This is a genomic window from Ancylobacter vacuolatus (assembly GCF_030813595.1).
Classification (GTDB): domain Bacteria; phylum Pseudomonadota; class Alphaproteobacteria; order Rhizobiales; family Xanthobacteraceae; genus Ancylobacter; species Ancylobacter vacuolatus.
Genome location: NZ_JAUSUH010000005.1, coordinates 259316 through 279147, shown reverse-complemented (window position 1 = coordinate 279147; position 19832 = coordinate 259316). Strand labels below are relative to the sequence as shown.

General features: G+C 68.3%; 22 protein-coding genes. 14 read left to right on the top strand and 8 right to left on the bottom strand.

The annotated features are described in order from the left end of the window. Window positions 1–61: 61 nt before the first annotated feature. From J2S76_RS13730 to J2S76_RS13715, 4 genes are all read right to left on the bottom strand, one after another. A complete protein-coding gene (locus J2S76_RS13730) occupies window positions 62–763 on the bottom strand; it encodes a TetR/AcrR family transcriptional regulator (protein ID WP_307061034.1) in 702 nt (233 codons plus the stop codon). Window positions 764–891: 128 nt separating this feature from the next. Beyond that, a complete protein-coding gene (gene proC / locus J2S76_RS13725; protein WP_307061032.1) occupies window positions 892–1716 on the bottom strand; it encodes a pyrroline-5-carboxylate reductase in 825 nt (274 codons plus the stop codon). A 101-nt stretch (window positions 1717–1817) separates the two neighbouring features. Further along, complete coding sequence (locus J2S76_RS13720; RefSeq protein ID WP_018387136.1) at window positions 1818–2318, bottom strand: type III secretion system chaperone family protein; 501 nt, start codon at window positions 2316–2318, stop codon at window positions 1818–1820. A gap of 287 nt (window positions 2319–2605) precedes the next feature. Further along, a complete protein-coding gene (locus J2S76_RS13715; RefSeq protein ID WP_307061030.1) occupies window positions 2606–2884 on the bottom strand; it encodes an accessory factor UbiK family protein in 279 nt (92 codons plus the stop codon). A 220-nt stretch (window positions 2885–3104) separates the two neighbouring features. Here J2S76_RS13715 and lgt point away from each other — a divergent pair, with 220 nt between their 5' ends. The 13 genes from lgt (at window position 3105) to J2S76_RS13650 (ending at window position 14180) form a co-directional block, all read left to right on the top strand. Next, window positions 3105–3953: a prolipoprotein diacylglyceryl transferase gene (gene lgt / locus J2S76_RS13710; RefSeq protein WP_307061028.1), complete on the top strand. Its 849-nt coding sequence runs from the start codon at window positions 3105–3107 to the stop codon at window positions 3951–3953. Continuing rightward, window positions 3950–5059 carry a class I SAM-dependent methyltransferase gene (locus tag J2S76_RS13705; protein WP_307061026.1) on the top strand — a complete coding sequence of 370 codons (1110 nt, stop codon included), beginning with the start codon at window positions 3950–3952 and terminating at the stop codon, window positions 5057–5059. Before lgt ends, J2S76_RS13705 begins: the two co-directional genes overlap by 4 nt. Next, entirely contained in the window at window positions 5056–5817 is a 762-nt protein-coding gene (gene pgeF, locus J2S76_RS13700) for a peptidoglycan editing factor PgeF (RefSeq protein WP_307061024.1), read from the top strand. Before J2S76_RS13705 ends, pgeF begins: the two co-directional genes overlap by 4 nt. Window positions 5818–5826: 9 nt before the next feature. Then, on the top strand, window positions 5827–6978 hold the full coding sequence (locus tag J2S76_RS13695) for a M24 family metallopeptidase (RefSeq protein WP_307061022.1): 1152 nt from the start codon (window positions 5827–5829) through the stop codon (window positions 6976–6978). Window positions 6979–7064: 86 nt separating this feature from the next. Continuing rightward, on the top strand, window positions 7065–7739 hold the full coding sequence (locus J2S76_RS13690; RefSeq protein ID WP_307061021.1) for a hypothetical protein: 675 nt from the start codon (window positions 7065–7067) through the stop codon (window positions 7737–7739). 148 nt (window positions 7740–7887) lie between these two features. Beyond that, the gene (locus J2S76_RS13685) at window positions 7888–8841 is read left to right on the top strand and encodes a ribose-phosphate pyrophosphokinase (RefSeq protein ID WP_307061019.1); all 954 of its coding nucleotides are present in this window, start codon (window positions 7888–7890) and stop codon (window positions 8839–8841) included. Between the two features lie 134 nt (window positions 8842–8975). Continuing rightward, window positions 8976–9884: a hypothetical protein gene (locus tag J2S76_RS13680; protein ID WP_307061017.1), complete on the top strand. Its 909-nt coding sequence runs from the start codon at window positions 8976–8978 to the stop codon at window positions 9882–9884. A 167-nt stretch (window positions 9885–10051) separates the two neighbouring features. Next, the gene (locus J2S76_RS13675) at window positions 10052–10675 is read left to right on the top strand and encodes a 50S ribosomal protein L25/general stress protein Ctc (protein WP_307061016.1); all 624 of its coding nucleotides are present in this window, start codon (window positions 10052–10054) and stop codon (window positions 10673–10675) included. 130 nt (window positions 10676–10805) lie between these two features. Continuing rightward, window positions 10806–11417, top strand: coding sequence for an aminoacyl-tRNA hydrolase (pth, locus tag J2S76_RS13670; RefSeq protein WP_307061014.1), 612 nt, complete (start codon window positions 10806–10808; stop codon window positions 11415–11417). Between the two features lie 87 nt (window positions 11418–11504). Then, window positions 11505–12602: a redox-regulated ATPase YchF gene (ychF, locus tag J2S76_RS13665; protein WP_018387146.1), complete on the top strand. Its 1098-nt coding sequence runs from the start codon at window positions 11505–11507 to the stop codon at window positions 12600–12602. Window positions 12603–12624: 22 nt separating this feature from the next. Further along, a complete protein-coding gene (locus tag J2S76_RS13660) occupies window positions 12625–13098 on the top strand; it encodes a GNAT family N-acetyltransferase (RefSeq protein WP_307061012.1) in 474 nt (157 codons plus the stop codon). Between the two features lie 138 nt (window positions 13099–13236). Continuing rightward, window positions 13237–13695, top strand: coding sequence for a MaoC family dehydratase (locus tag J2S76_RS13655; RefSeq protein WP_307061010.1), 459 nt, complete (start codon window positions 13237–13239; stop codon window positions 13693–13695). Between the two features lie 8 nt (window positions 13696–13703). Further along, a complete protein-coding gene (locus tag J2S76_RS13650; protein WP_307061008.1) occupies window positions 13704–14180 on the top strand; it encodes a MaoC family dehydratase in 477 nt (158 codons plus the stop codon). 142 nt (window positions 14181–14322) lie between these two features. On the opposite strand, the gene J2S76_RS13645 is transcribed toward J2S76_RS13650, so the two are convergent. The 3 genes from J2S76_RS13645 to petA are packed head-to-tail and all read right to left on the bottom strand — an operon-like array spanning window position 14323 to window position 17050. Further along, entirely contained in the window at window positions 14323–15180 is an 858-nt protein-coding gene (locus J2S76_RS13645) for a cytochrome c1 (RefSeq protein WP_307061006.1), read from the bottom strand. 10 nt (window positions 15181–15190) lie between these two features. Further along, the gene (locus J2S76_RS13640; RefSeq protein WP_307061003.1) at window positions 15191–16465 is read right to left on the bottom strand and encodes a cytochrome b; all 1275 of its coding nucleotides are present in this window, start codon (window positions 16463–16465) and stop codon (window positions 15191–15193) included. 24 nt (window positions 16466–16489) lie between these two features. After that, window positions 16490–17050 carry a ubiquinol-cytochrome c reductase iron-sulfur subunit gene (gene petA, locus J2S76_RS13635; protein ID WP_307061001.1) on the bottom strand — a complete coding sequence of 187 codons (561 nt, stop codon included), beginning with the start codon at window positions 17048–17050 and terminating at the stop codon, window positions 16490–16492. A 293-nt stretch (window positions 17051–17343) separates the two neighbouring features. Here petA and J2S76_RS13630 point away from each other — a divergent pair, with 293 nt between their 5' ends. Then, entirely contained in the window at window positions 17344–17841 is a 498-nt protein-coding gene (locus tag J2S76_RS13630; protein WP_307060999.1) for a tRNA (cytidine(34)-2'-O)-methyltransferase, read from the top strand. A 21-nt stretch (window positions 17842–17862) separates the two neighbouring features. On the opposite strand, the gene J2S76_RS13625 is transcribed toward J2S76_RS13630, so the two are convergent. Further along, the gene (locus J2S76_RS13625) at window positions 17863–19725 is read right to left on the bottom strand and encodes an ABC transporter ATP-binding protein (RefSeq protein ID WP_307060997.1); all 1863 of its coding nucleotides are present in this window, start codon (window positions 19723–19725) and stop codon (window positions 17863–17865) included. Window positions 19726–19832: the final 107 nt, after the last annotated feature.

Here is a 19832-nt window from a genome sequence, read left to right as displayed (position 1 = left end):
TATCGGTGCTGACGGCTGATTCCTCACTGGAATATACGCGAAAGCCCAGCCCGGGGCGCTCTCACGCCACCACGGGCGCGTCCGGCGGGGCGGCGGGCGTCGCCTCGGGCGACGCGGCCTTGCCACCGCGCCCGCGTCGTCCACCGGTGGCCAGGCACACAGCGCCCTCGATCAGGCCGAGCGCCCGCTCGCCGCGCGCCAGTTCGCGGTCCAGCGCCGCCATGGTGCGGGCCAGTGCCGGGTCGTCATCGGTGAGGAAGGTCTGCAGCACCCGGCCGAACACCAGCGCCAGCCCCTGCGCCCGCACCGCGCCCTTGAGGCCGGCGGTGTCGATCCGCGCCGCCGCCAGCATCCATTGCTGCGAGCGGACGGAAAGCTTGTTCAGCGCCAGGGCGAAGAACGGGTTGCGCCGGGCCGAGTCCATCAGCGAGCGCAGCGCCGGCTTGTGCGGCGCCAGCACGTCTAGCCGGCGCATCAGCACGTCGAACACCCGGTCACGGGCCGGCTCGTCCGCCATGTCCTCGCTGGAAGGCGCGAGCACCTTGGAATCGACCTCGCGCAGGAAGCCGGCCAGCATGTCGAAGGTGGAGCCGAAGGAGGCCCGCAGTTCGGCGAGGGGAATCTTCGCCTCGTCCGCCACCGCGCCGAGGCTGATGCGCTCGAACGGCATGCGCGCCAGCAGTCGCATGAAACTGTCGAGGGCGAGGGCGCGCGCCTCGCTCGGTTTGTCGGCGATCGCTTTCGTTCCCGGGGAGCGTGCCATGAAGACCTCCTGTCCTGAACGTTGCCTCACCTCTATGTAAGGCGTGCCCCGGCCAAGGAGAAGACCCCGGCGCGCCCCCGCGCCCGCTCGTGCCGCACGTTTGCGGGAGCGTCAGGAATGCGGAAGCGTCAGCCGGCGAGTTCACGCGAGCGCTTCGCCGCCGCCGCCACCGCGTCAGTCAGCAGCGGGCCGAAGCCCTTCTCCTCGTCCATCAGCACAGCGAGCGCTGCCGCCGTCGTGCCGTTGGGCGAGGTGACGTTGCGCCGCAGCTGCGCCGGGTCGATGCCGGTGCGCACCATCAGCTCGCCCGCCCCCGCCACGGTCGCCCGCGCCAGCCGGTCGGCCATGTCGGCCGGCAGCCCGGCCTCGACGCCGGCCGCCGCCAGCGCCTCGGCCAGCAGGAACACATAGGCCGGCCCGGAGCCGGAGACGGCGGTGGCGACGTCGATCAGCGCCTCGTCCTCCACCCATTCCACCCCGCCAGTGGCGCGCAGCAGCGCGTCGGCGATGGTCATCTGGTCCGAGGTGACGGCACCGTTCGGCACCGCCACCGTCACACCGCGCCCGATCGCCGCAGGGGTGTTGGGAATGGAGCGCACCACCGCCGTGCCGGCGGGGAAGTAGGATTGAAGGAAGCCGAGCGTGCGCCCCGCCATGACCGAGACGATGAGCGTGCCGGCATCGGCCAGCGGCGCCACCCGGGCCAGAACCTCCGGGGCGACCTGCGGCTTCACCGCCAGCAGCATCACGGCGGGCGGGCCGCCATTGAGCGGGTTGAGCGCCACGCCGCGCGCCTCGATGAGGGCGGCGATCTCCGCCGGCGGGGCGGGATCGATCACCGCCGCCAGCGCCGGATCGAGCCCGAGATCGAGCCAGCCTTCCAGCATGGCGCCGCCCATCTTGCCGGCGCCGACAAGCAGCACCCGGCCGGGAATGTCGGAAAGTGTGGCCATGACTGAACTCCCCTGCCCGCGCGACCCCGCGCGCCGTCACAGGGCCTTACTGCCGCTCGCGCGCGTCTTTGGCAATGGCGGGACGTGCGCCGGCGACGCGCTCAGGCTTCGCCGACGGTCTCGAACAGGGTGGCGTCCATCGCCTCGCGGGCGGTCTTGCCGGCCCAGACGACGAATTGGAAGGCGGGGAAATAGCGCTCCACCGCCTCGATGGCGCATTCCATCAGCACTTCGCACTGGCGGTCGGTGGCTTCCGCCCCGGCCAGCAGCAAGGCGTGGCGGAACATGATGACACCCTCCTTCGACCACAGGTCGAAATGGCCCACCCACATCTGTTCGTTGATGAGGGAAAGCAGGCGCAGCACTTCGGTCTTGCGCTTCTCCGGCACCTTCAGGTCGAAGGCGCAGGCGATGTGCAGCGCCTCGACCTCGTCCATCCACTGGAACGAGACATGGCAGTCCGTCCAGCGCCCTTCGAGGGAGATGGTGATCTCGTCCTCGGCCGAGCGCTCGAACGCCCATTCGTTGAGCGCGGCCATGCGCTCGACCAGGTCGAGAGGGTTCAGGCTGGTGTCGGCTTCGAAGTCACTAGTATAGGTCATGCTCGACCTCGCGAGGGTGGACGCGGAGGGGGTCGAACGCACGCAACGCGACGGTTCCCGGCAAGCCGTTCGAGAATCAAACGAATCGCCGTCGTCCCAACTATATCGCGCTGAATCCGTACCTCGCTACGACCGTTGTACCATGGTCCGTGGAAAAACGGACCCTGGCGAAAATTGGCGCAATTGACTTGTCGGGGGATTCGCCCCGGCGCGGCAAGCGCCAAGGCGAAACGTCCACAAGCCTGACGTGCGGAAGGTGGAGCGGCGGCGCCTTGCAGGCCAACGCCTCAGCCAAGCGAATCGGGCGGATCGATCGTCGCCTCAAGCTTGGCCTCCAGCGCGGCGAGACGGGCGGCGAGGCGCTCATTCTCCTCGCGGGCGGCGGCGGCGAGTTCCTTCACCGTCTCGAATTCCTCGCGGGTGACGACGTCAAGCTCGCGCAGGATGCGCTCGGCCTGGGCGCGCATCACGCCTTCCGCCTCGCGGCGCACGCCGGTGGCGACGCCGGCCGCGTCGTTCATCAGCTTGGCGAAATCGTCGAAGATTCGGCCGGTGGTCTGGGTCATTGTCATCTCCCGACTTGGGCCCCTGCGATCGGGCCCACACTCTGTCGTGCCTGTGCGGAAACAATGGGGCGGCGGCGCGGGGATCGCAAGGGCAACCGCCCCGGAAGCCACGCGGCCGGCACAAGGCGCCTTGATCCCGTCACGCAACGGGGGCAAAGCGAAAGGTGCGGACTTCGTCTGCACCGCACCCGCGTCCGCCCGCCTTCCGCCGAGATATGGGATGCTCATGCTCGCCCCGCCGCTCCTCGCCCTGCCCTTCCCGAACATCGACCCGGTGCTGATCGAGCTCGGCCCCTTCGCCATACGCTGGTACGCCCTCGCCTATATTGGCGGGCTGCTGTTCGGCTGGTGGATGGCCAAGCGGCTCTGTTCGAGCCCGGCGCTGTGGGGCGGCCACGCCCCGATCAAGCCGGAGGAGTTCGACGACGCGGTGGTGTGGATCGCGGTCGGCGTCATCCTCGGCGGGCGCATCGGCTATGTGCTGTTCTACAATCTGCCCTTCTATGCCGCGAACCCGTGGCAAGCCTTCACCCTCTGGCATGGCGGCATGGCCTTCCATGGCGGGTTCCTCGGCTCCATCCTGGCGATGTACCTGTTCTGCCGGCGGCGAGCTCTGCCCTTCGTCTCCATGCTCGACATCGCCGCCAGCGTGGTGCCGGTCGGCCTGTTCCTCGGCCGGCTGGCTAATTTCGTGAACGGTGAATTGTGGGGCCGGCCGACCGATGTCGCCTGGGCCTTCGTCTTCCCGCATGGCGGGCCGGAGCCGCGCCATCCCAGCCAGCTCTATGAGGCGGGGCTGGAAGGGCTGGCGATCTTCCTCATCCTGCAGATCGCCATCCGGGCCGGGGCGCTGGCGCGGCCGGGCACGGTCGCGGGGATGTTCGTCTTCCTCTATGGCTGCGCCCGCATCTTCGTCGAGTTCTTCCGCGAGCCGGACCCGCAGATCGGCTATCTCCTCGGCGGCTGGCTGACCATGGGCATGCTGCTCTCGCTGCCGATGCTGGCGCTGGGAAGCTGGCTCGTCTGGCGCGCCCGCCGCCGCCCGGCGCTCAGCGCGGGTGCCGCATGACGGCATTGGCGGAACATCTCGCCCGGCAGATCGCCCTCACCGGGCCGATCACCGTCGCCGACTATATGGAACAGTGCCTGTTCCATCCCACGCTCGGCTACTACACCACGCGCGAGCCCTTCGGCGCGTCCGGCGATTTCATCACCGCGCCCGAGATCAGCCAGATGTTCGGCGAGTTGCTCGGCTTGTGGGCGGCGGAGACCTGGCTGCGGCTGGGTTCGCCCGCGCCTTTCGTCCTTGCCGAGCTCGGCCCCGGGCGCGGCACGATGATGGCCGACATGCTGCGCGCCACCGCCCGCGTGCCGGGATTCCTTGAGGCGGCCCGCGTGGTGCTGGTGGAAGCCTCGCCGCGCCTGCGGGCCCGGCAGGCCGAGACCCTGCCCGGCCATCCCGTGGAATGGGTGGACCGCATCGACGCCCTGCCGCACGGCCCTCTCGTCCTGCTTGCCAATGAGTTCATCGACGCGCTGCCGATCCGCCAGTTCGTCCGCACGCCGGACGGCATCGCCGAGCGCATGGTCGGCCTCGGCCCGGAGGGGAAGCTCGCCTTCGGCCTGCGCCCCGGCGCCCGCCTCGATGCCCGTGCCGAGGCCCGCCTTGCCGCCGCCCCGCTCGGCGCGGTGCTGGAAATCTGCCCGCTCGGCCTGTCCGTCGCGGCACATCTCGGCGCCCGCATCGCCGCCACTGGCGGCGCCGCGCTGTTGGTCGATTACGGTCATGCCGGCGGTTTCGGCGACACGCTGCAGGCGCTGCATCGCCAGGCTTTTGACGACGTGCTGGCCCATCCCGGGCAAGCCGATCTCACCGCCCATGTCGACTTCGCGGCCCTCGCCAGCGCCGCATCGGCGGCCGGCGCCCGCGCCTTCGGCCCGATCGGACAGGGCCTGCTGCTGGAGCGGCTCGGCCTTGACGACCGCGCCTTCCGGCTGAAGCGCGCCGCGAGCGAGGCCGACCGGGAGATGATCGAGGCCGCACGCCTGCGCCTCGCCGGGCCGGACGAAGGCCAGATGGGCACTCTCTTCAAGGCGCTCGCCCTGGTGCATCCTGCACTGGACATGGTGGCCGGGTTCGCCCCCGGCGAGGCATTCGAGGACACCCAGGCATGAAGGTCGAATCCCCCGCCTTGAGCGCCCTGCCCGGCATCCGCCACGCCTTCTTCACCCGCGAGGGCGGCGTGTCGCAGGGCATTTATGCCGGGCTGAATGGCGGCACCGGCTCGCGCGACGACCCCGCCCATGTGGCGGAGAACCGCGCCCGCATGGAAGCCGCGCTCGCCGTGCCGGCCGGCCATCTGCTCACCGCCTGGCAGGTGCACTCCCCCGATTGCGTCATCGTCGACCGGCTGTGGGACGAGCGGCCGAAGGCGGATGCGGTGGCCACCGCCACGACAGGCATCGCCGCCGCCGTCACCATCGCCGATTGCGGCCCGGTGCTGTTCGCCGATCCTGAGGCCCGCGTCGTCGGCGCCGCCCATGCCGGCTGGAAGGGCGCGGTTGGCGGGGTGCTGGACGCCACGCTCGCCCGCATGGAACAGCTCGGCGCCCGGCGCGAAAACATCGTCGCCGCCATCGGCCCGCTGATCCGGCAGCAGAGCTATGAGGTCGGGCCGGACTTCATCGCCACCCTCACCGGCCTCGCCGCCGGCAATGAGCGCTTCCTCATTCCCGCCACGCGGCCGGACCATGCGCTGTTCGACCTGCCCGGCTACATCGCCGCCCGGCTCAGGGCGCTCGGCGTCGGCACGATCGACGATCTCGGCCTCGACACCTATGGCGACGAGGCCCGCTTCTTCTCCTATCGCCGCGCCACCCATCGCAATGAGCCCGATTATGGCCGGCTGATCGCCGCCATCACCCTGGTGTGAGGCCACCTCATGACGCTGCACTTCACCGGACCGGAATTCGAGCGCCGCCGCCAGCGCCTGCTGGCCGTGATGGCGGAGCAGCGGCTCGACGGGCTGCTGATGTTCCAGCAGGAGTCCATGTACTGGCTGACCGGCTACGACACGTTCGGCTTCTGCTTCTTTCAGGCGCTCTGGCTCGGCGCCGACGGGCGGCTCGCTCTGCTCACCCGCTCGGCCGATCTGCGGCAGGCGCAGCACACCTCGCTGATCCAAGACATCCGCGTCTGGACCGACCGCGCCGACGCCACGCCGCAGCAGCAGCTGCGCGACATGGTGTCGGAGCTGGGCGGCGCGGGAGGAAGGATCGGCGTGGAATATGAGAGCTACGGCCTCACCGCCGCCAATGGAAAGAAGCTCGACGCCGCCTTTGACGGCTTCGCCACGCTCATCGACGCCTCGCGCCTCGTCGACGCGCTGCGGGCGGTGAAGTCGGCGGCGGAGATCCTGTATGTCCGGCAGGCCGGCAAATTGGCACTGGCGGCGCGCGAGGCGGCGCTCGCCACCATCGCGCCGGGCGTCGACGAGGGCGAGGTGCTGGCGGCGATGCAGGGCGCCATCTTCCGCGGCGGCGGCGATTATCCCGCCAATGAGTTCATCATCGGCTCGGGCGCGGACGCGCTCCTCTGCCGCTACAAGAGCGGCCGGCGGGTGCTTGATGAGGAAGACCAGCTCACCCTGGAATGGGCCGGCGCCTATCGCCACTACCATGCGGCGATGATGGAGACGGTGGTGATCGGCCCGCCGCGCGACCGGCATCTGGAGCTGTTCGCGGCGGCGAAGCAGGCGCTGGAAGCCTGCGCCCACGCCATGGTGCCGGGCAAGACCGCCGGCGATGTGTTCGCCGCCCACGCCCATGTGATGGATGGTCACGGGCTGGAAAAGCACCGGTTGGCGGCCTGCGGCTATTCGCTCGGCGCCAAGTTCACCCCCTCCTGGATGGACCCGCCAATGTTCTATGCCGGTAATTCCTGGGTGCTGGAGGCCGGCATGGTGCTGTTCGCGCACATGATCCTGATGGACAGCGATACCGGCACGGCGATGTGCCTGGGGCGGACCTACCTTGTCGGCGTTAACGGTAACGAGGGCTTAACGCCCGCCCCACTGGACCTGATCGTTAATTAGTCTTAACCATTCCCCGTCCGCTGGCGACAGCCGCGAACCTGCTTCGGCAGGGATACGTGGCGCGACCGGCTCACAGGGAATGGTTCATGCGCGCTTGCCTTCGCCCTCTCGGCCGACGCCTCACGACGACCGCGGTTCTGCTTGCCGCCCTCGCCCTCGGCGCCTGCCAGACCAATGGCGGCGGCAACAAGCCGGTGGCGGCGACCTCGATTTCCTCGGGCAGCAAGACGATCGCCTTTGAATCCATCGACGGCGCGCCTGAGCCGGTGTTCGACCGGCTGGTGGCGGACCTGTCCGATCAGGCCAAGGCCCGGCAAATTCCCATCGTCTCGCGCGAATCGCCCGCCGCCTATCGCGTGCGCGGCTATCTCGCCGCCAGCGTCGCCAACGGCAAGGGCGAGGTCGACTGGGTGTGGGACGTGTTCGATGCCGACAGCGACCGCGTGCTGCGCGTCGCGGGCCGCGAGAAGCTCGGCCCCGGCAAGGATGTCTGGGCCAAGCTCGACGACGCCACCGTGCAGCGCATCGCCGCCCAGAGCCTCGACGAGATTTCCGCCCGCCTGTCCGGCGGCGCCCCCTCTTCCAGCGCGCCGACATCGGCGACCCCGGAGCTCGACCCGGCGGATGCGCCGCCCGTGGTGCCGGGCGATGGCCCCGCCGTCGCCGATGCGACGCCGGACGACATACCGGCGGATACCGTTGCGGAAGCTGCGGTCGCCGACGAGCCCTCGCGCGCCCTCACCTTTGCCGCCCATCCCTAACCGGCATCGCACCTATGCAGCTGTGCATAGGGACAAGCCGGCAATGCGGGCCTTTGGAAGCTTTACAGGCCGGGCCGGCCCGCCTATCAGGGCTGCGCGACGGCTATAAGACGGCCGGCGGAAGAGTGACGGCTGGGAGCGCGCCGGAATGTCCGACAATAACGGTTCGATCAAAATCGTCGCCGGCAATGCAAACCGTCCGCTGGCAGAGGCCATCGGAGCCTATTTGCGCACGCCGCTGACCAACGCCGTTGTGCGCCGCTTCGCCGACATGGAGATCTTCGTCGAGATCCAGGAGAATGTGCGCGGCAAGGACGTCTTCGTCCTGCAGTCCACCTCCTTCCCGACCAATGACCATCTGATGGAGTTGCTCATCATCACCGATGCGCTGCGCCGCTCCTCCGCCCGCCGCATCACCGCCGTGCTGCCTTATTTCGGCTATGCCCGACAGGACCGCCGCTCCTCCGGCCGCACGCCGATCTCCGCCAAGCTGGTGGCCAATCTCATCACCCATGCCGGCGCCGACCGCGTGCTCACCGTCGACCTGCATGCCGGGCAGATCCAGGGCTTCTTCGATATCCCGACTGACAATCTATTTTCGGCCCCGGTCATGGTGGCGGACATCAAGTCGCGTTTTGATCTTTCCGACATCACCGTCGTCTCGCCGGATGTCGGCGGCGTGGTACGCGCCCGCGCGCTGGCCAAGCGCATCGACGCCCAGCTCGCCATCGTCGACAAGCGCCGCGAGCGCCCCGGCGAGAGCGAGGTGATGAACGTCATCGGCGATGTCGAGGGCAAGCGCTGCATCCTGGTCGACGACATTATCGATTCCGGCGGCACGCTGGTGAATGCGGCCGACGCGCTGCTGGCGCGCGGCGCCACCGAAGTTCACGCCTACATCACCCATGGCGTGCTCTCGGGCGGCGCGGTCTCGCGCGTCACCGCCTCGAATCTCAAGGAACTGGTGATCACCGATTCGATCCAGCCGACCGAGGCGGTGCGGGTGGCGCGCAACATCCGCGTGGTCTCCATCGCCAGCCTGCTCGCCGAGGCCATCGGCCGCACGGCGCATGAGGAAAGCGTCTCCAGCCTGTTCGACTGAGCGCGCGCGAGCATGGCCAACCTCTACCTAAATCATTGAAAACAAAGGCGCCTCGGCAAAATTGTGCGCTGCGCCATCATCGCTCCACAGTTTGGTCCCAGCCTGTCCGCTCGCTCAACGATGCGGACGAGACCATGCTGCGCACCCTTTTGCCGCGCCCCCAGCGGATTCGCCTTGCCACGCCCTTCGCACGCCTGCCGATGCTCGTGGCGGGTATGGGCATCGGCTTGAGTCTATCCCTTCCGGCGGCGGCGCAGTCCATCGGCACGGTGACGAAGCCGGGCCTGCCAGACCCGTGGTACGGCGTCATCATCATCACGCCGGTCGACGAGGACTCGCCCTACGAGGCCGCCCAGCGCGCGGCGGAGGCGGCGCAGACCGTGGGGGCGGCGCCCGCCCCCACCGAGGCAGCCGACGCGCCGCAGGTTCCGCTGGAGCCGTTCGATCCTGAGAAGGAGACGGCGACCATGCCCTCGCTGTGGGAAACCATCGAGCTCGGGCTCGGCGGCGCCCCGGAAGAGCCCGCGCCGGAGCCACCCAAGCCCTATCAGCAACTCCAGCCGCGCACGGCGCCGGTCGAGCGGGCACGTGCCACGCTGCCGACCCAGATGGAACTGCGCCAGGGTGCGGCGATGGTTTCCGTCTCCTCCAGCGCCAGCGCCACCGCCCCGGCCTCCGGCGCGCTCTCCACCACCGCCACCAGCGGCTCGGGCGAGATCAAGGGTCGCGTCGGGCTGGAGCAGGACAACCTCACCGTCTACAGCGCTGGCGCGGTGGGCGCCTCCGCCAGCCCCGGCTCGGCCACGGTGTATGACAACATGGCCGTCGGCAGCACCTATTCCGTGCCGCTCGCCCCGCTCGGGCTCGGGCCGGAAAAGCTCGGCGCCAGCGTCGAGGTCAACAAGAGCCAGACCGTGACCACCGGGGTCGAGTTGCGCGCCCCGGCCGGCACCGCCGAGCGATTCATCTCGGTGCAGCGCTCGCAGAGCCCCGGCTCGCAGGCCAGCGGCATCGTCAAGGCGGGCGTGCTGGGCAAGTTCTGAGGCCGCAGCAGCGGGCAAACATTGCCCGCCAAGGCTTTTGCTGCTATGAGCGCGCCCGGTCCCGGCCTTTCCGCACCCCTGGAGGCGCGCCGTGGATTCAACCTACCACGCCTGAAGGAACGGGCCGCGCAAGCGGCCTTGTCCATTTGCAACCATTGAGGACAACCATGACCGCCATCAAGGAACTGAAGGCGCAGGCCCGCACGAAGGTCGGCAAGGGGGCCGCTCGTGCTGAACGCCGCGCCGGTCGCGTACCCGCCGTGATTTACGGCGACGGCAAGGCCCCCATCGGCATCACGCTCGAACATGTCGAGATCAACAAGATCATCTATGCCGGTCACTTCCTGACCACGCTGTTCAACGTCGAGGTTGACGGCCAGAAGCACCGGGTGATCCCGCGCGACTACCAGCTCGACGTGGTCAAGGACTTCCCGCTGCACATCGACTTCCTGCGCGTGGCCGTTGGCGCCACCCTCGCCGTCGACGTGCCGGTGCACTTCCTCAACGCCGACAGCGCGCCGGCGATCAAGGAAGGCGGCTCGCTGAACATCGTCAGCCACACCGTGGCGCTGAACGTTCCGGCCGACGCCATCCCGACCGCCATCGAGGTCGATATTGCCGACTACGCCTTCGGCGATTCGATCCATCTCTCGGCGGTCAAGCTGCCGGCGGGCGTGACCTGGGCCGGCCATGGCGACGACACGCTGGCCACCATTGCGGCCCCGTCGGGCCTCAAGGAAGCCGAGGAAGACGAGGCTGCGGCCGCTGCCGCCGACGCTGCCAAGGCCTGATCACGACAGGCCTGATCGCGATCGGGCCATTGGCCCGGACGATCTGTGAATCGAGAGCCGGAAGCCCGCTTCCGGCTCTCGCCGTTTCGGCGCCGGCATCGGCGCGCTTTCGGCGCAATGGAGGCACGCGGTGCTGCTGTTCACCGGGCTCGGCAATCCCGGCTCGAAATATGCCGGCAACCGGCACAATATCGGCTTCATGGCGGTGGATGCCATCGCCCGCCGGCACCGTTTCACGCCGTGGCGCCGGCGGTTCCAGGGCGCGGCCTGCGAGGGCGAGATCGAGGGGCAGAAGGTGATCGCCCTGCTGCCCGAAACCTTCATGAACGAGAGCGGCCGCGCGGTGGCGGAAGCCCAGCTCTTCTACAAGATCGAGCTGCGCGACGTGTTCGCCTTTCATGACGAGCTCGACCTGCCCCCGGCCAAGATCCGCTACAAGGTCGGCGGCGGCAATGCCGGGCATAATGGCCTGCGCTCCATCACCGCCCATTGCGGCAATGACTATGCCCGCATCCGCCTCGGCATCGGCCATCCCGGCGACAAGGCGCTGGTGCATCATTATGTGCTGAGCGACTTCGCCAAGGCCGAGCGCGACTGGGTGGAGGCGGTGTGCGAGGGCTGCGCCGATCTCGCCGGCCTGCTCGCCACCCACCGGCTGGACGAGTTCCAGAACCGGATGCACCTGTTTCTCGAAGCGCGCGGCTTCGGGCCGCCTGATAAGCCCGGCAAGAAGCCGGGCTGAACCCCGGACAGCGCGCCATCACTTGCACTCGCCCGCCATTCTGCCTAACCACGGCGGCAACCGTTCCTCTCGACCGAGCATCGCATCATGGGCTTCAAATGCGGCATTGTCGGCCTGCCCAACGTCGGCAAGTCGACCCTCTTCAACGCGCTGACGCAGACGGCGGCGGCACAGGCGGCGAACTACCCGTTCTGCACCATCGAGCCGAATGTCGGCGATGTGGCGGTGCCTGATCCGCGGCTGGAGACGCTGGCGAAGATCGCCGGCTCGCAGCAGATCATCCCCACCCGCCTCACCTTCGTCGACATTGCCGGCCTGGTGCGCGGCGCCTCCAAGGGCGAGGGCCTCGGCAACCAGTTCCTCGCCAATATCCGCGAATGCGACGCCATCGCCCATGTGGTGCGCTGCTTCGAGGATTCCGACGTCACCCATGTCGAGGGCAAGCTGGCGCCGATCTCGGACATCGAGACCATCGAAACCGAGCTGATGCTGGCCGATCTCGAAAGCCTTGAGAAGCGCGCCGGCGCGCTGGAGAAGAAGGCCAAGGGCGGCGACAAGGACGCCAAGGAACTGCTCGACCTGATGACCCGCGCCCTCGTGCTGCTGCGCGAAGGCAAGCCGGCGCGGCTCGTCGAGGTGAAGCCCGAGGAGGAAAAGGCCTTCCGCATGCTCGGCCTGCTCTCCTCCAAGCCCGTGCTCTATGTCTGCAATGTCGAGGAAGCCTCGGCCAAGGCGGGCAACGCCCTTTCCGCCGAGGTGTTCGCGCTGGCGAAGAAGGAAGGCGCCAAGGCGGTGGTGGTCTCGGCCAAGATCGAGAGCGAGATCGCGGTGCTGCCGGCGGACGAACAGAAGGACTATCTCGAGGCGATCGACCTTGAGGAGCCCGGCCTCAACCGCATCATCCGCACCGGCTACGAGCTCTTGAAGCTCGTCACCTATTTCACCGTCGGCCCAAAGGAAGCCCGCGCCTGGACCATCACCGCGGGCACCAAGGCCCCCGGCGCGGCCGGCGTCATCCATTCGGACTTCGAGAAGGGCTTCATCCGCTCCGAGACCATCGCCTTCGACGACTACGTCAAGGGCAATGGTGAGGCCGGCGCCCGCGATGCCGGCCGGCTGCGGCTGGAAGGCAAGGAATATGTCGTCGCCGATGGCGACGTGCTGCATTTCCGCTTCAACACCTGAGCCAAGCCGGACGGAGCCTGACATGAGCGGCGCCGATGGTTTCGAGCTGCGACCCGCCCGCGCCGGGGACGGCGCCGCCCTGTTCGAGGTCACGCGGCTCTCCGTCGCCGGCCTCGCCAAGGGCGCCTACTCGCCGGCGCAGATCGAGGGCTGGATGGGTGCCCGCACCCCCGCCACCTATGAGGGCCTGATCGCCAAGGGCGGTGTAACCGTTGCCGAGCGCGACGGACTTATAGTGGGCTTCGTCGATGCCGAGCCCGGCGAGGTAACACGGCTGTTCCTCGTGCCGGATGCCGCTGGCGCGGGCCTGGGCGCACGGCTGCTGGAGATCGGCATCGGCCAGGCCCGCGTGGGGCACGCCGGGCCGATCAAGGTCGAGGCCACGATGAACGCCGAGGGCTTCTACCGGCGCCACGGCTTCCGCAGGGTCGGGACCGGCACGTTCTCCCACGGCATCGGCGGCGATCCGATCGCGATCGTGCTGATGGAGCTGTGAGCGGCCGCAGTCGCCCCACCGCGCGATGACCCCGCCGCTTTCGCCCGTCAAACGCCGCCCTTGACCTCGCGGGCATCGTCGCCTGTGATCGCACCCGGAAGAGGCGCGCCGCGAGAGCGCGCGCCTGACGGGGGTGTGATGCTGTTCTGGGAAGACTTCCACGAAGGCCATGTCGCGACCTGCGGCCGCTATGTGGTTGGGCGCGAGGAAATCGTCGCCTTCGCCCGCGACTATGACCCCCTGCCCATCCATCTCGACGATTCCGCCGCCGAGGCGACGCGGCTGGGCGGGCTTTCCGCCTCCGGCTGGCATTTGTGCTGCATCTTCATGCGCCTTGCCGCCGACGGCTTTCTCATCGGCAGCGATTGCCTGGGCTCGCCGGGGCTGGAGGAGGTGCGGTTCCTGAAGCCGGTCCATCCCGGCACGGTGCTGAGCCTGCGCCGCCATGTGCTGGAAACCCGCTCGTCCAAAAGCCGGCCGGAAATGGGGCTGGTGAAATTCCGCTTTGAACTCCTCGACACCGCCGGTGAGGTGAGGACCGACCTTGTCGGCACAATCCTGTTCGGCCGGCGCAATCCCGGCTTCCGGCCAGCCTGAGAGGACCCATGCTGTTCTTTGAGGATATCGAGATCGGCGCGCTCACGCGGCTCGGCTCGCACCGCTTCAACGACGCCGAGATCATCGCCTTCGCCCGCGCCTTCGACCCGCAGCCGTTTCATCTCGACGCGGCGGCGGGTGCGCGCACCCATTTCGGCGGGCTGGTCGCCTCGGGCTGGCAGGCGGTGGCGATTTCGGCCCGGCTGCGAGCGCAGGCCTGCGCCCGCCAGCACGAGGCGCTGCGCCGCGAGGGCAAGCCCGTGCCGCGCCTCGGCCCCTCCCCCGGCTTCAAGAATTTGCGCTGGCTGCGCCCGGTGCGCCCGGGCGACACGCTGGCCTTTTTCAGCGAGGTGACGGCGAAGAAGCCCAGCGCCAGCCGCCCGGAATGGGGCCTCGTCTTCACCCATGAGACCGCCACCGACCCCACCGGGGAGCTCGTGCTGGAGTTCACCAACTGCGTCTTCGTGGAAAGGCTGGAAGCGTGAGCGAGGGGCATTAACCCCGCCATGATCCCGGCGGAAGCCCGCAAGGGTGTGGAGCCGGCATCGCGCGCAGAACCGTGCCCCCAAAGCAAAAGGGCCCCTTTCGGGGCCCTTCGCTCAATCATGCGGCAGGAGAAGCGGCGGCTCAGTGGCCGACGCTCTTCCACACCTTCTTCTTGGTGAAGTAGAGCAGGCCGGCGAAGATGATGAGGAAGATCATCACCTGGAAGCCGATGCGCTTGCGCGCTTCGAGATGCGGCTCGGCCATCCACATCATGAAGGCGGTCACGTCGCGCGAGTACTGGTCGAGCGTCTCGGGCGTGCCATCCGTGTACGTCACCTGCCCGTCGGTGAGCGGCTGCGGCATCTTGATGGCGTGGCCGGGGAAGTACTTGTTGTAATGCGCGCCTTCCGGCAGGACGAACCCTTCCGGCGGCTCCTCATAGCCCACCAGCAGGGCGTGGATATAGTCCACGCCGTTCTCCTGGTACTGGGTGAAGATGTCGATCAGGAAGCCGGGGAAGCCGACCTCATAGGTGCGCGCCTTGGCCAGCGTCGAGAAATCAGGCGGATAGGCGCCGCCATTGGAAGCGCGCGCCGCCTGCTCGTTCGGGAAGGGCGAGGGCCAGCGGTCGGACAGCCGGCCGGGGCGGTCGAACATGTCGCCCGCATCGTTCGGCCCATCCTGAACCTGATAGCTCTCGGCCACCGCCTTGGCCTGCGCCTCGCTGAAGGAGGGCCCGCCCGGCTGGGCGAGGTTGCGGAACGAGAACAGGTGGGCGGCGTGGCAGGAGGCGCAGACTTCCTTGAACACCTGGAAGCCGCGCTGAACCTGCGCCTGGTCGAACGTGCCGAACGGACCGGCGAAGCTCCACTCCTCGCGCGGGGGCTTCGGCGTGCCGTGCCCGTCGGCGGCGAGCGCCGGGGCGGCGAGGCCGAACGCCAGCGCGGCGACGGCGAGCGGACGGAGAAGGCTGGAACGGAAGGACATGGTGGTGCTCATGATGATCCGCTCAACCCTTGGTCTGTGGCGCCGAGACGCCTGCCGAGGCCGGTGCCGCGCCCTTGTTCTTGCCCAGCACGGCCTCGGTGATCGAGGCCGGCACCGCCTTCGGCTTCTCGAACAGGCCGAGCAGCGGAAGGATGATCAGGAAATGGGCGAAGTAGTAGATCGTCAGGATGCGGCCGGCGATGACATAGCCGCCTTCCGCCGGCTTGGCGCCGAGCCAGCCGAGGCCGACGCACACCGCCACCCAGATCCAGAAGAACTGCTTGAACAGCGGGCGGTAGACGCCCGAGCGCACCTTCGACGTATCCAGCCACGGGACGAAAAACAGCACGATGATGGCGCCGAACATCGTCAGCACGCCGCCGAGCTTGTCCGGCACCGCGCGCAGCATGGCGTAGAACGGCAGGTAGTACCATTCGGGCACGATGTGCGCCGGCGTCACCAGCGGGTTGGCCGGGATGTAGTTGTCGGCATGGCCGAGATAGTTCGGGATGTAGAACAGGAACCACGCGAAGAAGATCAGGAAGCACACCATGCCGAACCCGTCCTTGATGGTCGCGTAGGGCGTGAACGGCACGGTGTCCTTCGGGCTCTTCGGCTCGACGCCGGTCGGGTTGTTCTGCCCCACCACATGCAGCGCCCAGACATGCAGCACGACGACGCCGGCGATCATGAAGGGCAGCAGGTAATGCAGCGAGAAGAAGCGGTTGAGCGTCGCGTTATCGACCGAGAAGCCGCCCCACAGCCATTCCACGATGGTCGGGCCGACGACCGGGAAGGCCGAGAACAGGTTGGTGATGACGGTGGCGCCCCAGAAGCTCATCTGGCCCCACGGCAGCACGTAGCCCATGAAGGCGGTGGCCATCATCAGGAGGTAGATGATGCAGCCGAGGATCCACAGCACCTCGCGCGGGGCCTTGTAGGACCCGTAATAGAGGCCGCGGAACATGTGGATGTACACCGCGATGAAGAACATCGAGGCGCCGTTCGCATGGATGTAGCGGATCAGCCAGCCAAAGCTGACATCGCGCATGATGTGTTCGACCGAATCGAACGCCAGCGTGATGTGCGGCGTGTAGTGCATCGCCAGCACCACGCCCGAGACGATCTGGCAGACCAGCATCAGCGACAGGATGCCGCCGAAGGTCCACCAGTAGTTCAGGTTGCGCGGCGTCGGATAGGCGACGAAGGAGGAATGGATCAGGCCAACCAGCGGCAGCCGGCTCTCGAACCACTTGAGCGCCGGGTGCTTCGGCTCGAACGTGGAGTGTCCGCTCATCTGTGAATATCCCTGAACGCCGGCTCAGCCGATGGAGATCTTCGTGTCGGACACGAACTGATAGGGCGGAACTTCGAGGTTGGTCGGCGCCGGCCCGCGACGGACCCGGCCGGCCGTGTCGTATTCCGAACCATGGCACGGGCAGAACCAGCCATCATATTCGCCCGAATGGCCGATCGGCACGCAGCCCAGATGGGTGCAGATGCCGATGACGACCAGCCACTTCTCATGTCCTTCGCCGGCCCGGTTCGCGTCGGTCGCCGGGGCGTCCGCCGCCAGGTTGGCGTTGCGGGCGATCGGGTCGAGCAGCGCCGAGAGCTGGGTTTCCTTCGCCTCGGCGATGTCCTTCTCCGTGCGGTTCCATACGAAGACCGGCTTGCCGCGCCACTTCACCGTGACCATCTGGCCCTCGGCGACCTGCGACAGGTCCACCTCGGTGGTGGACATGGCGAGGACCGAGGCGTCGGGCTGGAGCTGGGAGACGAAGGGCCACACGAGTGCGGCGGCGCCGACCGCGCCCATGGCGCCGGTGGCGATGTAGAGAAAGTCGCGGCGCGTGGTACCCGCCGTCTCAGTTGCTGCCACGATGGTTTCCTTTCCCCTCGAACCCGTCACCGCTGCCTCGGCCAGACCGTCCCGGCGCGGCGTCGAGCGCTCGCGCGAAACGGGCAGGCGTCCGCGTGGCACGCGGTCGACCCTACCTTCGATTGCCTCTAATTGCATCCGGGCCGCTCCTTGTCCAGATGAAGGCAGTGCGGCAACCCGTCCTGCCCCCGGCGGCGGAGCGCCTCGCAGCGTCCGCGTCCTTCCCCGAGGGGGCCACTGTCGTTAGGGAAGGCGTTGCGCGCGGCAGCGCGCCGATCAAGGAAGGACACCGCATGACGCTGGCACTGGCGCTCTACCAGCCCGATATCGCCCAGAATGCCGGCACGCTGGCGCGCACCAGCGCCTGCTTCGGTCTGTCGCTGCACATCATCGAGCCGGCGGGCTTTCCGGTGGGCGATGCCGGCTTCCGGCGGGCGGGAATGGACTATCTCGACCGCGCCGCGATCACCCGCCATGCCAGCTTCACCGCCTTCGAGGCGTGGCGCGTGCACGAGCGGCGGCGCCTCGTCCTGTGCACGACGCGCGGCGCGGTGGCCTACACCGCCCTCGCCTATTTGCCCGACGATGTGCTGCTGCTCGGCCGCGAGAGCGCGGGGGTGCCGGAGCCGGTGCATGCGGTGGCCGATGCGCGAATCGCCATCCCGCTGGCGGAGGGCGCCCGCTCGCTCAACGTGGCGCTGGCGGGGGCGATGATTCTCGGCGAGGCGCTGCGGCAGACGGGGGGATTCGGGGGCGGCTTGATAACAGATCGCCCTGCTCCCCGGGCGTGACCCGGGAATGAGGGTGCCCCCTCACTCCGCCGCCGCGTCCACCTCATCCGCGTCGATGAAGCCGCCGGACTGGCGGTGCCAGAGCCGGGCATAGAGGCCGCCCCTGGCGACCAGTTCGGCATGGGTGCCGCTCTCGACGATTCGCCCGTGCTCCATCACCACCAGCCGGTCCATGCGGGCAATGGTGGAGAGGCGGTGGGCGATGGCGATCACCGTCTTGCCGGTCATCAGCTCGTCGAGATTGGCCTGGATCGCCGCCTCCACCTCCGAATCGAGCGCCGAGGTGGCCTCGTCGAGAATGAGGATCGGCGCGTCCTTCAACAGCACGCGGGCGATGGCGATGCGCTGGCGCTGGCCGCCGGAGAGCTTCACCCCGCGCTCGCCGACATGGGCGTCGAGGCCCACCCGTCCCTGCGGGTCGCTCAGACTGTCGATGAAGCCGTCGGTATGGGCGCGGCGGGCCGCTATGCGGATGTCCTCCTCGCTGGCGTCCGGGCGGCCATAGGCGATGTTGTCGCGCACCGAGCGGTGCATCAGCGAGGTGTCCTGCGTCACCACGCCGATCTGCGCGTGCAGCGAATCCTGCGTCACCCTGCGCACATCCTGCCCGTCGATCAGCACCCGGCCGGATTCGGCATCGTAGAAGCGCAGCAGCAGGCTCATCAGCGTCGACTTGCCGGCGCCCGAAGGGCCGACCAGCCCGACCCGCTCGCCGGGGCGGATGGTGAGCGTGAGGTCCTCGATCACGCCCCCGCCCTTGCCGTAATGGAACGAGACATGATCGAAGCGGATCTCGCCGGCGCGCACGTCCAGCGCCGGGGCTCGGGGCGCGTCCGCCACTTCGCGCGGGCGCGAGAGCGTGGTGATCGCCTCCTGCACCGTGCCGACATTCTCGAAAACGCCGGTGACGACCCACATGATCCAGCCGGACATGTTGGTGATGCGAATGGCAAGGCCGGTGGAGAGCGCGATGGCGCCGAGATTGATCGCCCCGACCGACCACAGCCAGAGCCCCAGCCCGCCAATGCCGCCGAGCATCAGGCTGTTCAGCACGCTCACCGTGAACGCCATGCGGGTGATGTGGCGCTGCTGGCCGCTGTTATCGTCGATATTGCGCGCCAGCGCCGCGCGGACATAGCGGTCCTCGCGGTCGGAATGGGCGAACAGCTTGACGGTGAGGATGTTGGTGTAGCTGTCCACCACCCGGCCGGTCAGTGCCGAATTGCTCTCGGCGGTGCGCTTGGAGAGGTGGCGGATACGCGGCACGAACACCACCAGCGCCAGCACATAGAAGGCGATCCACCCCACCATCGGCATGGCGAGCCGCCAGTCGGCCTCGGCGAAGAGCAGCACTGCGCTGACCGCATAGATGCCGGCATACCAGAGCGCGTCGATCACTTCGACCACCGAGCCGCGCACGGCGGGGCCGGCCTGCAGCACGCGGGTGGCGATGCGGCCGGCGAAATCGTTGTTGAAGAAGCCGACGCTCTGGCGAATGACCCAGCGATAGGACTGCCAGCGGATCATCGGCCCGACCTTGGCGGTGATCGACTGGCGCACCAGCAAATCGTGCAGCAGGTTGGCGATGGGTCGCGCCACCACCACCACAAACGCCATCCACAGCAGCAGACCGCCATGGTCGGAGAAGATCGTCTGCGGGTTGGAGGCCTGCACGAGATCGACGATCTGGCCGATATAGCGGAACAGCGAGACCTCGATGACGGCGACGAGGAAGGCGGCCGCCAGCGCCGCCACATAGACCCAGCCGGTCTGGCGCACGAAGTGCCAATAGAACGCGATCAGCCCCTCCGGCGGCTGCCCAATGGGCGCGGGATGGAACGGATCGACGAATTTTTCGAAGAAGGCAAAGATGCGCGCGAACATGGCCCGCCTTTTGCGCCGCCGATGCGGCACCTTTGTGTCGCTTGCTGTGTGGAACTACGCTCTAGCCCGCACGCCGCGCGGCGGTATCATGAGATTGTAACGGTTCC

Bases quoted from the DNA above. Each gene is read 5' to 3' on its own strand.
- J2S76_RS13730 (WP_307061034.1), bottom strand. From the start codon at position 763: ATGGCACGCTCCCCGGGAACGAAAGCGATCGCCGACAAACCGAGCGAG.
- proC (WP_307061032.1), bottom strand. From the start codon at position 1,716: ATGGCCACACTTTCCGACATTCCCGGCCGGGTGCTGCTTGTCGGCGCC.
- J2S76_RS13720 (WP_018387136.1), bottom strand. From the start codon at position 2,318: ATGACCTATACTAGTGACTTCGAAGCCGACACCAGCCTGAACCCTCTC.
- J2S76_RS13715 (WP_307061030.1), bottom strand. From the start codon at position 2,884: ATGACCCAGACCACCGGCCGAATCTTCGACGATTTCGCCAAGCTGATG.
- lgt (WP_307061028.1), top strand. From the start codon at position 3,105: ATGCTCATGCTCGCCCCGCCGCTCCTCGCCCTGCCCTTCCCGAACATC.
- J2S76_RS13705 (WP_307061026.1), top strand. From the start codon at position 3,950: ATGACGGCATTGGCGGAACATCTCGCCCGGCAGATCGCCCTCACCGGG.
- pgeF (WP_307061024.1), top strand. From the start codon at position 5,056: ATGAAGGTCGAATCCCCCGCCTTGAGCGCCCTGCCCGGCATCCGCCAC.
- J2S76_RS13695 (WP_307061022.1), top strand. From the start codon at position 5,827: ATGACGCTGCACTTCACCGGACCGGAATTCGAGCGCCGCCGCCAGCGC.
- J2S76_RS13690 (WP_307061021.1), top strand. From the start codon at position 7,065: ATGCGCGCTTGCCTTCGCCCTCTCGGCCGACGCCTCACGACGACCGCG.
- J2S76_RS13685 (WP_307061019.1), top strand. From the start codon at position 7,888: ATGTCCGACAATAACGGTTCGATCAAAATCGTCGCCGGCAATGCAAAC.
- J2S76_RS13680 (WP_307061017.1), top strand. From the start codon at position 8,976: ATGCTGCGCACCCTTTTGCCGCGCCCCCAGCGGATTCGCCTTGCCACG.
- J2S76_RS13675 (WP_307061016.1), top strand. From the start codon at position 10,052: ATGACCGCCATCAAGGAACTGAAGGCGCAGGCCCGCACGAAGGTCGGC.
- ychF (WP_018387146.1), top strand. From the start codon at position 11,505: ATGGGCTTCAAATGCGGCATTGTCGGCCTGCCCAACGTCGGCAAGTCG.
- J2S76_RS13660 (WP_307061012.1), top strand. From the start codon at position 12,625: ATGAGCGGCGCCGATGGTTTCGAGCTGCGACCCGCCCGCGCCGGGGAC.
- J2S76_RS13655 (WP_307061010.1), top strand. From the start codon at position 13,237: ATGCTGTTCTGGGAAGACTTCCACGAAGGCCATGTCGCGACCTGCGGC.
- J2S76_RS13650 (WP_307061008.1), top strand. From the start codon at position 13,704: ATGCTGTTCTTTGAGGATATCGAGATCGGCGCGCTCACGCGGCTCGGC.
- J2S76_RS13645 (WP_307061006.1), bottom strand. From the start codon at position 15,180: ATGAGCACCACCATGTCCTTCCGTTCCAGCCTTCTCCGTCCGCTCGCC.
- J2S76_RS13640 (WP_307061003.1), bottom strand. From the start codon at position 16,465: ATGAGCGGACACTCCACGTTCGAGCCGAAGCACCCGGCGCTCAAGTGG.
- J2S76_RS13630 (WP_307060999.1), top strand. From the start codon at position 17,344: ATGACGCTGGCACTGGCGCTCTACCAGCCCGATATCGCCCAGAATGCC.
- J2S76_RS13625 (WP_307060997.1), bottom strand. From the start codon at position 19,725: ATGTTCGCGCGCATCTTTGCCTTCTTCGAAAAATTCGTCGATCCGTTC.